General features: G+C 71.0%; 8 protein-coding genes and 2 pseudogenes. 6 read left to right on the top strand and 4 right to left on the bottom strand.

Going from position 1 to position 12,766, the window contains the following annotated elements:
- Positions 1–132: 132 nt before the first annotated feature.
- Positions 133–1,788 carry a glycoside hydrolase family 27 protein gene (locus tag D9753_RS03230; protein WP_121785625.1) on the bottom strand — a complete coding sequence of 552 codons (1,656 nt, stop codon included), beginning with the start codon at positions 1,786–1,788 and terminating at the stop codon, positions 133–135.
- Between the two features lie 375 nt (positions 1,789–2,163).
- Here D9753_RS03230 and D9753_RS03235 point away from each other — a divergent pair, with 375 nt between their 5' ends.
- The 6 genes and pseudogenes from D9753_RS03235 to D9753_RS03260 form a co-directional block, all read left to right on the top strand.
- Positions 2,164–3,798 (top strand): glycoside hydrolase family 43 protein, encoded by a 1,635-nt coding sequence (locus tag D9753_RS03235; RefSeq protein WP_121785626.1) that lies wholly within the window; start codon positions 2,164–2,166, stop codon positions 3,796–3,798.
- A 55-nt stretch (positions 3,799–3,853) separates the two neighbouring features.
- Positions 3,854–5,875, top strand: coding sequence for a non-reducing end alpha-L-arabinofuranosidase family hydrolase (locus D9753_RS03240; protein ID WP_121785627.1), 2,022 nt, complete (start codon positions 3,854–3,856; stop codon positions 5,873–5,875).
- Between the two features lie 395 nt (positions 5,876–6,270).
- Positions 6,271–6,408: pseudogene (locus tag D9753_RS37525) on the top strand (beta-galactosidase); the annotation flags it as partial.
- 308 nt (positions 6,409–6,716) lie between these two features.
- On the top strand, positions 6,717–8,228 hold the full coding sequence (locus tag D9753_RS03250) for a glycoside hydrolase family 43 protein (protein ID WP_121785628.1): 1,512 nt from the start codon (positions 6,717–6,719) through the stop codon (positions 8,226–8,228).
- Between the two features lie 160 nt (positions 8,229–8,388).
- Positions 8,389–8,658 carry a hypothetical protein gene (locus tag D9753_RS03255; protein WP_121785629.1) on the top strand — a complete coding sequence of 90 codons (270 nt, stop codon included), beginning with the start codon at positions 8,389–8,391 and terminating at the stop codon, positions 8,656–8,658.
- A pseudogene (locus tag D9753_RS03260) lies at positions 8,636–8,911 on the top strand (cellulase family glycosylhydrolase); the annotation flags it as partial. The gene D9753_RS03255 and the pseudogene D9753_RS03260, both read left to right, overlap by 23 nt.
- A 282-nt stretch (positions 8,912–9,193) precedes the next feature.
- On the opposite strand, the gene D9753_RS03265 reads toward D9753_RS03260, so the two are convergent.
- From D9753_RS03265 to D9753_RS03275, 3 genes are all read right to left on the bottom strand, one after another.
- Complete coding sequence (locus D9753_RS03265) at positions 9,194–9,598, bottom strand: ATP-binding protein (protein ID WP_163010606.1); 405 nt, start codon at positions 9,596–9,598, stop codon at positions 9,194–9,196.
- A 198-nt stretch (positions 9,599–9,796) separates the two neighbouring features.
- Complete coding sequence (locus D9753_RS03270) at positions 9,797–12,016, bottom strand: SpoIIE family protein phosphatase (protein ID WP_121785631.1); 2,220 nt, start codon at positions 12,014–12,016, stop codon at positions 9,797–9,799.
- 236 nt (positions 12,017–12,252) lie between these two features.
- Positions 12,253–12,660, bottom strand: a complete 408-nt coding sequence (locus tag D9753_RS03275; protein WP_121785632.1) for an STAS domain-containing protein — start codon at positions 12,658–12,660, stop codon at positions 12,253–12,255.
- Between the last annotated feature and the right edge of the window lie 106 nt (positions 12,661–12,766).

Consider the following 12,766-nt stretch of genomic DNA (forward strand, 5'->3'; position numbering starts at 1 on the left):
ACGCGTCGGCAACCTTTTCCTTCCGGGCGGCCACTGGACAGTGCACCATCGGCTCGATCTTCCGAACGGACAGGTAATGAAGACAGCGAGGCAGGCCGCACGGCAGCGCAGGCGCCGACGAAGGATGATGCCTCAGGTGCGGTTCCACTTCTGGTCGGCCCGGCCGTCGCAGGTCCACAGGACCAGCGGGGTCCCGTCGGCGGTGCCGGCCCGGTCGGTGTCGAGGCACAGCCCGGCGTGGACGTTGCGGACCGATCCGTCCGAACCGAGCGTCCACCTCTGGTTGTCCTGGCCGTTGCAGGGCCAGGTCACGACCCGGGTGCCGTTGGTGGTGCCCTGGTCCCGGGCGTCCAGGCACTTGTCACCGAAGACGCGGATCTCACCGCCGGCCCATGTGGTCCAGAGCTGGTTGGCGGCCGTATGGCAGTCCCAGATCAGCACCGTGGCCCCGGCGGCGGTGGAGGCGTTGTCCACGTCCGCGCAGCGGCCGGACGCGTTGCCCCGCAGACGCGAGGTGGTGGCGGCCAGGGGGCTGCCGCCGGCCACCCGGAACACGGCGACGCCGTGCGCGGGGACGCTCGCGGAGATCTGCCCGGACGTGCTCGACGTGCCGCCGGACCACAGGTCCGTGAGGGTGAAGGGCCCGCCGGCCAGGCCGACCTGCGCGGCCGTGGTGGTGACGGTCGCGGTGGCACCTCCCCGGTTGAACAGGCCCACCGCGACCGAGCCGTCGGACAGGGGCTTGGCGAACACCTCCGTGCCACCGTCGTCACGTACCCTGCGCCCGCCCGCTCCCAGCGGGTCCTGGTCCACCGCCAGCAGCCGCGGGTTGCGCAGGACGGCACTCACGTCGGCGGACATGGTGCGGATGTCGTTGCCGGCCATGAGCGGAGCGCCCAGCAGCGCCCACAGGGCGAAGTGCGACCGGGATTCGGCCGTGGTCAGGCCGGGACGGCCGACGACCAGCATGTCAGGGTCGTTCCAGTGCCCCGGGCCCGCTTGCGCCGCCAGCGGCGCGGTGACGTCCAGGACGTTGCCGACACCCATCGGGTAGCTGTTGGTGTTGCCGTTCTGCCAGATGTCGAGCAGGTCCTCGGTCGTGCGCCACAGGTCGGCGACCTCGCCCCAGTTGTACGTGGCGCCGGTGATGGCGTGCAGGCTGTTGGGGTTGATGCTGTAGACGATCGGCCGGCCGGTGGCGCGCAGGGAGTCGCGCATGAGCGAGAACCGTGCGACCTGTTCGTCACGGGTGCCGCTGGAGGAGCACCAGTCGTACTTGAGGTAGTCGACGCCCCACGAGGCGAACGAGGCGGCGTCCTGTGCCTCGTGCCCCCTGCTGCCCGTGGACCCCGGGTAGCTGCCCACGGACTGCGCGCAGGTGCGCTCGCCCGGTGCCTCGTAGATGCCGAACTTCAGGCCCTTGCCGTGGATGTAGTCGCCGAGCGCTTTCATGCCGCTCGGGAACTTGGCCGGATCGGCCCGCAGGTTGCCCGCCGCGTCCCGCTGCGGGTCGAACCAGCAGTCGTCGACCACCACGTAGCGGTAGCCGGCGTCCCGCATACCCGAGGACACCATCGCATCGGCGGCCTGGCGGACCTGGGCCTCGGTGACCCCGCACCCGAAGCTGTTCCAGCTGTTCCAGCCCAGGGGTGGAGTGAGTGCCGGGCTGCCGGGCGCGGCCGAAGCGGTGGACTGGACAGAGGCCGCGACGGACGCGGTGACCGTCAACGCTAGGGCCGCGAGGGCCGCGAGGACGTGCGGAAGTCGTCTGCCTGGACGTCTGAGCACGGGGGCTCCTTCCCCTGGAACGGCGCCCGCGGAGCTGCTCCGAGAAACGGGCACCTGCTTTGAGCGGCACCCGACAGCGAAAGATTCGTTCGTGATTCCGAACGCCGTCCGGCTGTCAGGCTTAGGGATGGTCAGGGAGGGGCGTGAGGATGTCAACATCTCCCGCCGATGCAATCGCGTGCCAGGGAACGGCTTGCCTAAGTCGCAGCAACCGGCTTCGAAAGATTCGAAGCCAACAACGAATCCTGCGAGAAGCCTTGACGGGGCCCTCAGGCTCCTTACTATCCAAGATGCCCGACCAGCCGATCGTCGTCCGAAATCACGAACCCGCATGGGCGTGTCAGCCGGGATGTACGAAGAGGAGCACACGTGGATATGTCATGTCCTGACCAATCATGGGATCGCCGCCGGGTACTGGCCTCCGCCACCGGCCTGGTCACCGGCTCCCTCCTCCCGCTCGCCGGAGCGTCCCGGGCCGCCGCCGCCTCCGGAACTGCCGTCGGGGCCGCGGCGCAGTACACGAACCCGGTGATCTGGCAGGACTTCGCGGACATCGACGTCATCCGCGTCGGGGACACCTACTACGCCTCGGCCTCCACGATGCACTACTCGCCGGGCGCACCGGTCCTGCGCTCCTACGACCTGGTGAACTGGGAGATCGCCGGCCATTCGGTGCCCGTCCTCGACTTCGGCGCCAAGTACGACCTGAACGGTGCCCGTGGCTACGTCCGGGGCGTCTGGGCGTCGTCGCTGGCCTACCGTCCGAGCAACCGGACCTTCTACTGGCTCGGCCAGATCGACTTCGCCAGGACGTACGTCCACACCGCCACCGCCGTCGAGGGCCCGTGGAGCAGGCTCACGACGATCAGCACGCCCTATTACGACGCGGGGCTGCTCGTCGACAGCGACGACACCCTGTACGTGGCCTACGGGAACACCACCATCAACGTGGCCCAGCTCTCGCCCGACGGCCGCACCCAGGTCCGCACGCAGCAGGTGTTCACGGCACCGTCCAGTGTCGGCACCCTCGAGGGCTCGCGCTTCTACAAGATCAACGGGCAGTACTACATCTTCGTGACCCGCCCCGCGAACGGGCAGTACATCCTGAAGTCGTCGAGCGGCCCCTTCGGTCCGTACACGATGCGACAGGTCCTCCTCGACCTGCGCGGACCGGTCCCCGGCGGAGGCGTCCCGCACCAGGGCGGGCTGGTGCGGACACAGACCGGTGCCTGGTACTACCTGGCCTTCGTGGACGCATACCCCGGCGGCCGAGTGCCGGCCCTGGCGCCGGTCACCTGGACCCCGGACGGCTGGCCCGTCGTACAGCTCGTGAACGGCGCGTGGGGCACGTCCTATCCCGCCCCGGCCGTCCCCGCTCCGACCCGCCAGGTCACCCCCATGACCGGCGTCGACACCTTCGACGGCACGACCCTCAAGCCGAGGTGGGAGTGGAACCACAACCCGGACGACACCAAGTGGTCGGTCGGCGGCGGACTGACCCTGCGGACCGCGACCGTCACCGGCGACCTGTACTGGGCCCGCAACACCCTCACCCACCGCATCCAGGGCCCCACCTCCACCGCCACGGTCCAGCTCGACCACTCGGCGATGCGGGACGGCGACCGGGCCGGACTCGCGCTGCTGCGTGACTCCTCCGCGTGGATCGGTCTCAAGCGCGACGGCGGCGTGACACGGGTGGTGATGGTCAGCGGGCTGACCATGGACGGCAACTGGAACACCACCGGCACGGGCACCGAACTCGCGAGCGCGCCCGCATCCGGCGGCCGGCTCTGGCTGCGCGCGAGCGCGGACATCCGTCCCGGCGCGGCACGCCCCGGAACCTTCTCCTACAGCACCGACGGCATCAACTTCGTCCGCCTCGGGCCCGACTTCTCCATGGGCAACGACTGGCGGTTCTTCACGGGCTACCGATTCGCCCTCTTCAACCATGCCACGCAGGCACTCGGCGGCGCGGTCCACATCGCGCGGTTCGAGCTGTCCACCCCCTGACCGAACGGAGGATCGCACCACCCGACCCCCCACCGACCACCGTACGAGGAGAACCATGAACCCGCTGAAACGGCTCGGCCGTCGCCGAGCCTCGGTGTTGTCCCTGCTGGCCGTGGCCGCCCTGGTGACGCCGGGGACCGCGGCCGGCGCGTCCGGAACCGTCCGAGCCTCCACCCTGGGCGCCCAAGCGGCCCAGTCCGGCAGGTACTTCGGAACCGCCGTGGCCGCCGGCAAGCTCGGCGACGGCGCGTACGCCCCGATCCTGGACCGCGAGTTCAACGCCATCACACCCGAGAACGAGATGAAGTGGGACACGACCGAGCCGTCCCGCGGCTCGTTCAACTTCGGTCCCGCGGACCAGATCGTGGGCCACGCGGCGGCCCACGGTCAGCGCATGCGCGGCCACACCCTGGTCTGGCACTCCCAACTGCCGGGCTGGGTCAGCTCCATCGGCGACGCGAACACGCTGCGCAACGTGATGCGCAACCACATCACCACCGAGATGAACCACTTCAAGGGCAAGATCTACGCCTGGGACGTGGTCAACGAGGCCTTCGCCGACGGCGGCAGCGGCCAGCACCGGTCCTCGGTGTTCCAGAACCTGCTCGGCGACGGCTTCATCGAGGACGCCTTCCGCACCGCTCGCTCGGCCGACCCCGCGGCCAAGCTCTGCTACAACGACTACAACATCGAGAACTGGTCGGACGCCAAGACCCAGGGCGTCTACCGCATGGTGCGCGACTTCAAGGCACGTGGCGTGCCCATCGACTGCGTCGGCTTCCAGTCCCACTTCGGCACCGGCGGTCCGCCCGCCAGTTTCCAGACGACGCTGTCGAACTTCGCCGCCCTGGGCGTGGATGTCCAGATCACCGAACTGGACATCGCACAGGCGCCGTCGACGGCGTACGCGAACACGGTCCGGGCCTGTCTGAACGTCTCGCGCTGCACCGGCATCACCACCTGGGGCATCCGGGACAGCGACTCCTGGCGCAGTGGTGACAATCCGTTGCTCTTCGACCGCAACGGCAACAAGAAGCCGGCCTACCAGGCGGTGCTGTCGGCGCTGGGCGGCACGGCCGCGGCACGACGGACCGACGCCCCCTCGCCCCGGTCCACCGCGGCCCTCCCCTCCAGCTTCTCCTGGAACTCGAGCGGCGCGCTGATCGCCCCGAAGCCGGACGCCACCCACAGCATCGCCGGGATCAAGGATCCGACGGTCGTCCACTACAACGGCAAATACCACGTGTTCGCGAGCACCGCCAGCTCGTCCGGCTACAACCTGGTGTACCTCAGCTTCACCGACTGGTCCCAGGCCGGCTCCGCCACGCACCACTATCTCGACCGCACCGCCATCGGCACCGGCTACCGGGCCGCACCCCAGGTGTTCTACTACGCGCCGCAGAAGCTCTGGTACCTCGTCTACCAGACCGGCAACGCCTCGTACTCCACCAACCCCGACATCAGCAACCCCAACGGCTGGAGCGCACCGCGCAACTTCTACGCGTCGATGCCCGACGTCGTCCGGCAGAACATCGGCAACGGCTACTGGGTCGACATGTGGGTGATCTGCGACAGCGCCAACTGCTACCTGTTCTCCTCCGACGACAACGGGCACCTCTACCGCTCGCAGACGACCGTCGGGCAGTTCCCCAACGGGTTCACCAACACGGTCATAGCGGCGCAGGACTCCAACAGGTACGCCCTGTTCGAGGCAAGCAACGTCTACAAGGTGCAGGGCGCCAACCAGTACCTCCTGCTCGTCGAGGCGATCGGCTCGGACGGCCGGCGCTACTTCCGCTCCTGGACGACGAGCAGCCTCGCCGGCTCCTGGACGCCCCTGGCCGCGTCCGAGAACAACCCTTTCGCACGGGCGAGCAACGTCGCCTTCCCCTCCGGGGGCTGGACCAGGGACATCAGTCACGGCGAGATGATCCGTGCCGGCTACGACCAGACACTGACCATTCCCGCCTGCCGGCTCCAGTACCTGTACCAGGGCAAGGACCCCAACGCGAGCGGCAACTACGACAACCTGCCGTGGCGGCTCGGCCTCCTCACCCAGACCAACTCCACCTGCTGATCCGACCGCAGGCCCCCGGCACACCACCGGGGGCCTGCCCCCGTCGGCCGACCCCGGTCGACCGAAACAAATGTCGAAGCGCATCGACGCTTCCAGCGCCCTGATGGACTGTCAATCTCCCTGGTCAAAGAAACCTACTTTGCGTTCAGGCCCTTGTCCTCCTCGAAAGGTGGCATTACCTTCGCCTGTCAAGTGAAGCGCTTCGACAGCTTCGAAGGGGAAGGGCCGGCTCCATGAGTCATGAGTTGCACCGCAGAAGGTTCGTCAGTGCAGCGGCCTCGGCCGCCGGTGCGGCCGCACTGACACCGCTGTCGTCCGCCTGCGGCGGTGGCGGACGACAGCGCACGGGCGCGAACACGAAAGCGGCCCTGCCGGCCTATGTGCCGAGAACACCGCACATCGCCCGCGGTTCGCAGGGCGCCCTCTTCTTCCAGTGGCGGCGGTCCCGGGCCGGCGCCGGGACCTGGCACTCGGCGATGGTCCCGCACGCGGGTCCCGACAGCCGGTTCTTCCCCGAGGTCACGCAGACCGGCGGGCGGTCGCCCGGCTCGGCGAGCTGGCGGGTTCGACGGTCACCGCGTCGGTGGCCGTGCTGGACGACCCGGGCGAGCGGACACGTCGACGGCCGCATGCACGCCCGGCTCTGCGGTTGTCCCGCCGGGCCGCCGCGCGAGGCGCTGGGCATCCGTGTCGAGGAGTACCGGCCGCACCGGACCCCGGGGATGACCTGCTGACCGGTGCACTCGCGCGCGAACTGCCGCCCGGCGGCCGCGCGGTGCTGCGCAGGCCGTGACGTTCCGGACCGCCGTCCGGCGGTTCACCTGACGAAAGGACAGAAGGGGTGCCCCTTCACGACCGGACCGCGCGCGCGGCCAACCCCGTGATCCCCGGCTTCCACCCGGATCCCAGCGTCTGCCGCGTCGGCGACGACTACTACCTCGCGTGCTCCAGTTTCGAGTACTTCCCCGGCGTGCCCCTCTTCCACAGCCGCGACCTGATGCACTGGACACAGATCGGCAACGCCCTGGACCGGCCGGACCAACTGCGTCTGCCCGCCGGCATGCCGTCCTCCGGCGGGATCTACGCCCCCAACCTGCGCCACCACGACGGACGCTTCTGGCTGATCGTCACCAACGTGAGCGAGGACGGCGGCAACCTGATCGTCACGGCGACCGACCCCGCCGGACCGTGGTCGGATCCCGTACGGGTCACGGGGGTGACCGGCATCGATCCCGACCTGGCCTGGGACGAGGACGGCACCTGCTGGTGCACGTTCGCCGGCGTCGCGCAGGTCCGTATCGACCCGTACACCGGGCAGACGTACGGAACACCGCACAAGCTGTGGTCCGGCACGCCGGGTGCCAAGGCCCCTGAGGCACCGCATCTCTACCGGATCGGTGACTACTGGTACCTGCTCATCGCCGAGGGCGGCACCGAACGCGGCCACGGCGTGTCGATCGCCCGCGGCCGTACACCCAGCGGCCCGTTCGAGCCGTGCCCGGCCAATCCCGTCCTCACCCACCGCAGCACCGACCACCCCGTCCAGAACACCGGCCACGCGGACCTGGTGCAGGCGGCCGACGGCTCCTGGTGGACGATCCTGCTCGGCGTCCGGCCGCGCGGCGGCACCCCCGGCTGGCACGTACTCGGCCGGGAGACCTTCCTGGCCCCGGTGACCTGGGAGGACGGCTGGCCGGTGGTCGGCGACGTCGCCCTGGAACCGGCCGCACCGCCGTGGCCGCTCGTCCCCGGGCCCGTCGAGGAGCGGCGGGACGACTTCGACCTCAGCGAGCTGCGGCCGACCTGGATCTCCGTGCGGGACCGGCCCGCCGAGCACTGCACCACCAAGGAGCGCCCCGGATGGCTGACGCTCCGCGCGCGGGGCGCGTCCCTGGACGAGCCCGACGTGGTGTTCACCGGCCGGCGTCAGCAGCACCTGTCTTGCCGGGCGCGCACCCTGGTCGATCCCTCCGAGGGGCGCGGCGGCCTCGCCGTCCGGCTGGACGAGCGGCACCACTACGTCATCGAGGCATCCGGCACGGAGGTGCGGGTGGTCGCGCGCGTCGGGTCCCTGCGCACGGTCGTGGCCGCACGGCCCGTACCCGCCGGGACCGTGGTCCTGGGCGTCACGGTCGGCGACCCACCGCTTCCGCACGGGGCGTGCACCGGACCGGACATCGTCTCCCTCGGTCTCCAGGAACCCGACGGCACCTTCACCGTGCTCGCGGCGCTGGACGGCCGCTACCTGTCGTCCGAGGTCGCCGGCGGTTTCACCGGCCGCGTCATCGGCATGTACGCCGCGGCGGGCATCGTCCACTTCGACTGGTTCGACTACGAGCCCCTCGACGGCTGAACGCCCCTCCCCCGCCGACGAGGAGGCAGGTGGCTCATCCACGGCCCCACGGGAGACGACATCCGGCCTCGCCCTGCACAGCGTCGACGGCAGGCACGTGAGCCGTCGACCGAAGGGACCTCACCGGCAGGCGTGGCCGGCAGCGGCGGCTCGTCGCCGCGTGACCACGGTTCGGATCATCCGCACCCTCGACCGAAAGGACGACACGGTGAAGGTCATCGGGAACATACGACAACGCGCGCACCGGCGCGCTCAGGGCCCCGGGCGGCTGGCGGCACTGCTGCTGGGGCTCCTCGTCGTCCTGGGGCTGCCGGGCGGAACCGCGTTCGCCGCGGCCGGCGGGGCGCACCCGGCACGGCCGGCGGTCCGGGTGCCGGCCGCCGCCATGGACGCCGTCGCCGCCAGCCGTCCCCACGCAGTTCCGCGGTGACCGGCTGGCGACCATGGAGGCCGAGTACGCCGACGGCGGCAACGCCGGCCAGGCCGACTGGACTCCGTACCAGGAGTTCAACCGGGCCTTCTCGCCGGACTACGAGGGCGGCAGGATCACCCTCACCCCCGACTTCCTGAACGCGCCGCTCGACGGCGCACCGGTGACACTGACCTTCCACTTCTGGAGCGGAGCCACGGTCACGTACCACGTCACGAAATCCGGAAGCTCGGTCACCGGCACGACGTCCTGACCGACCGGACCCTTCCCCTGGCCACCCGCACCGCGGACGGCCAGGGCACACCCGTGCCGTCGCCCGTCCTCACTCCTCCTGCGGCGGAGCCGTGCTCGCGGTCGGCGCGCTCCACGACAGTGGCTTCGGGTACGGCAGCTCGAAGCCGGAGATGTGGGGCGTGGGGCGCGCCAAGGTCGGGGCGTGGAAGGCCGAGAGCGGGTACGTCCTCCGCGGAGGCGACTACCCGCGCCGGCACTTCATCCCAAGGCCCCGCTCGGCCCCGGCTCGGCGTCGGCCGGCTCAGGAGTCGAGTGCGAGTTCGGCCCAGACCGTCTTACCGGGATGGTGTGGGGTGACGCCCCAGCGTTGGGCGAGCCGTTCCAGGAGCTGGAGGCCGAAGCCGCCGGGTTCGGTGGACCCGGTGGGACGCGTCCGGGGCCGGCGGTCGCTGTGGTCGCTGACGGCGATGCGCAGCAGCCGGCCGTTCCAGGTGACCCGGATCAGGGGCGAGCCGGCGCCGTGACGGATGGCGTTGGTGATCAGTTCCGAGACGAGCAGTTCGGCTGTCTGGACCACCCGGTGCCGGCACAGCGGTTCACCGAAACCCTGCACACAGTCACGCGTCCAGTGCCGGGCAACGGCAATGCTCGCCGTGACCGCGGGGAAACTGGCCTCGCAGGCCGGGATGGTCGGTTCGCCGTGCACGAGAATCCTCCAGCGGGGGCGGTGCCGTGCTCCTGTGCCATGCCGGTCGGCGTGCTGCGCGGCCGGCACTCATCTGCCGGGTACCCAGGCCTGACCGGTGAATCATCCGTATCCGCCAGGTGAGCGGCGAATACCGTGACCGGTCGTCCACCGCACCATGGTCACGGCCGGTGGGCGGGCGGGGCCCCGTCCCCGTCGTCAGTCGCGGCCCGGTGCCGGCTCGCCGGCGGTGATGACCAGAGCGGCCTGGTCGTCCTCCACGTTGCCGCCGTCCACGAAGCCGCGGACGTCTTCGGCCACGGTCCGTACGATATCGGTCGCGGTCGGCCGGCGCGGGGCGGAGGCGAGTGCCTCGGCCAGCCGGGTGTCGCCGTACTGTTCGGTGCCGGTGGTCCGGCACTCGGTGATGCCGTCGGTGTACAGCAGGAGGCTCTCACCGGGGCGGAGCGTGAGACGGCGGGCGGTGAGCCTGGGCGGGATGCCGATGCCGAGCAGTCCGCCGGACGTCTCGACCGTGTCGACCCTGTGGTCGGTGTCCAGCAGCAGGGGCAGCGTGTGGCCGGCCCGGACCAGACTCATGGTGAGTCCGTCGGGGGCCGGTGCGAGGTGGCCGTAGACGAGGGTCACGAATCCGTTGTTCTGGTGGACGTGGCGGTCGTTCAGCGCCTTGTCGACCGCCTTGACGACGTCGACCGGGTCGTCGAACAGCGGGGCGACGGCGCGGGCGGTGTGGCGGACCAGGGCGGTCGTGGTGGCGGCCACGGCGCCACGTCCGCAGACGTCGCCGAGGATGAAGCCCCAGCTACCGTCGCCGCGGGCGAAGACGTCGTAGAAGTCCCCGCCGATCTCCAGCCCTTCACCGGCCGGGTGGTAGAAGGCGGCGAGCTGGGCGCCGGGGACGTCCGGCAGGTCGGGCAGCAGCAGGCCGGTCTGGAGGTCGCGGGCGAGTGCGGCGCGCTGCGTGTACTGGCGGGCGTTGCGGGCGGCCGAGGCGGCACGGCGGGCGAGTTCCTCCGCCAGCGCGACCCGGTGGCCGTCGAAGGGGGTCTCGCCCGTGGACAGCAGGGTCAGCGCGCCGAAGGGCCGCCCGCGGTCCACGAGCGGCACGCAGATGTAGCCGGTGACGCCCAGATCGCGCCAGGGGCCGGGCCCGGTCGGGGTACGGCGTGCCACTTCGGTCACGCCGGAGGCCAGGACGCGGGCGACGGGGTCGTCCTCGGCGTCGTGGGCCGGTGTGTGGGCGGCGACCGCTTCGCGGGCGTCCTCGGTCGGGGCCGCGGTCGCCACCCGCTGCACGCGTCCGGCCTCCATGACGTCGACCGCCGCCAGGGGGGCCAGGGCCGGGCTGGCCAGGGTGGCCAGGCGTTTCAGGGTCTGCGTCTCGTCCAGTCGGCCGGCCAGGGACGTGCTGGCGGCCAGCAGGAAGGCGAGGTCGTCGCGGGCGGCCTTCTCCCGTGCGTCCGCCGCCCGCCGTGCCTGTTCGGCCTGGTGCCGTTCGATGGCCAGGGCGGCGGTGTCGGCGAAGACGCGGGCCAGGGCCAGGTCGGTGTCCTGGGGGGCTCTCGGGGTGCGGTGGTACATGGCGAAGGTGCCGAGCAGCCGGCCGTCACGGGCGAGGATCGGCGTCGACCAGCAGGCGGCCAGTCCCGCCTGGCCGGCCAGGTCTCGGAAGTCGTCCCACAGGGGGTCGCCGGTGATGTCGCTGACGATCACGTTCTGACGTCGGTGGGCGGCGGTGCCGCAGGAGCCCACGCCTTCGCCGGTGGCGATGCCGTCGATGGCCTGGTTGTAGAAGTCGGGCAGGCTCGGGGCCGCGCCGTGGCGCAGGTGACGGCCGTCCGCGTCGGCCAGGAGCACCGAGACGAGCACCTCGGGACAGAGTTCCTCGATCGTCCGGCACATGCCGTCCAGCACGTCCGGCAGCGGCGCCTGGCGGGCGATCTGCTCCAGCAGCGCACGCTGCTCGGCCGCCAGCCGCCGGGCGTGCTTGACCTGGGTCGTCTCCACGCCGATCATCCGCACGCCGATGACGTTGCCACCGGTGTCGCGGCGGGCCTCGTAGGTGAAGTCGAAGTACGCCTCGCGGGCGTCCTCCCCGACACCGAGGACGACCCGGACGTCGCGCCCGACGTGCCGCTCCCCCGACCGGTACACCTGGTCCAGGAGTCTGATGAAGCCCTGGGTGGTCAGCTCCGGCATGAGCTCCCCCAACGGCACACCGGTGCGTTCCCTCCCTCCGCCGCCGATCGCCGCGAAGAAGGCCGGGTTCGCCGCCTCCAGTACGTGCGCGGGGCCCGCCATGGACGCGAACAGCGCGGTCGACGTGCCGAACAGCAGCGACAGGTCCTCGTCCGTGTCGCGCACCGCTCCGCTTCCTCGCACTTCGCTCGTCAGCCGCCGCTCACGCTCAGCCGTCATCTCGCCCCCCCTCGCCGGCCGTCCGTCCCGAACGCCGGGCAGGACATCATCGCGCACGGCATCGGTCAATGCCTCACGCAAGGTCGTATGCACCGGATGGCCTGGTCCACACCTCTGGGAGGGTGGCCGGGACACCACACTCCCAGCCGCTCCACCGCTCGCGGACGCGGATGCGCCGTTCATCGAACTGCTCCTTCCTGGCCGGCACCACCGCATGCGTGGTGCCGGCGGGGGCGTCAGCCGGACGTCCCGCATTTCCCATCCGGGCTGCCGGACGCGCCGCCCGCGTCCTGACCGGCCAGCGCGTCGGCAACCGTCACGTGGACCGGCAGCAACTGGGAGATGCCGGTCATGGTGATCATGCGCATGAGGCGGTCGGGGACGGCGGCCAGGCAGAGCGAACCGCCCGCCTCGCGAGTCGAGTGCAGGAGGCCGATGAGGGTGCTGAGGCCGGTGGAGTCGACGAAGTCGACCTGTGCCAGGTCCAGGACCAGATGCGGGGCACCCTGTCCCACGGCGGCCAGGGCACGCCCGCGCAGAATGGACGCCGTATGGAGGTCCACATCCCCGGCGACGGCGACGACGGCACTGCGCTCGCCGGTGTACTGGACGGTCACGTGGAGGGTGTCGGTCACGTTGGTCATCACTCCTGGCCGGAATCTGGGCACTGCGATGGTATGCACGGTGACGGGTGCCGCCGTCGGCGGGGCGGGCACCTGAGGGCCGGTGGGCCGATGTCGTCGCCGGCTC

Origin of the sequence: Streptomyces dangxiongensis (genome assembly GCF_003675325.1) — a bacterium.
Taxonomy (GTDB): Bacteria; Actinomycetota; Actinomycetes; order Streptomycetales; family Streptomycetaceae; genus Streptomyces; species Streptomyces dangxiongensis.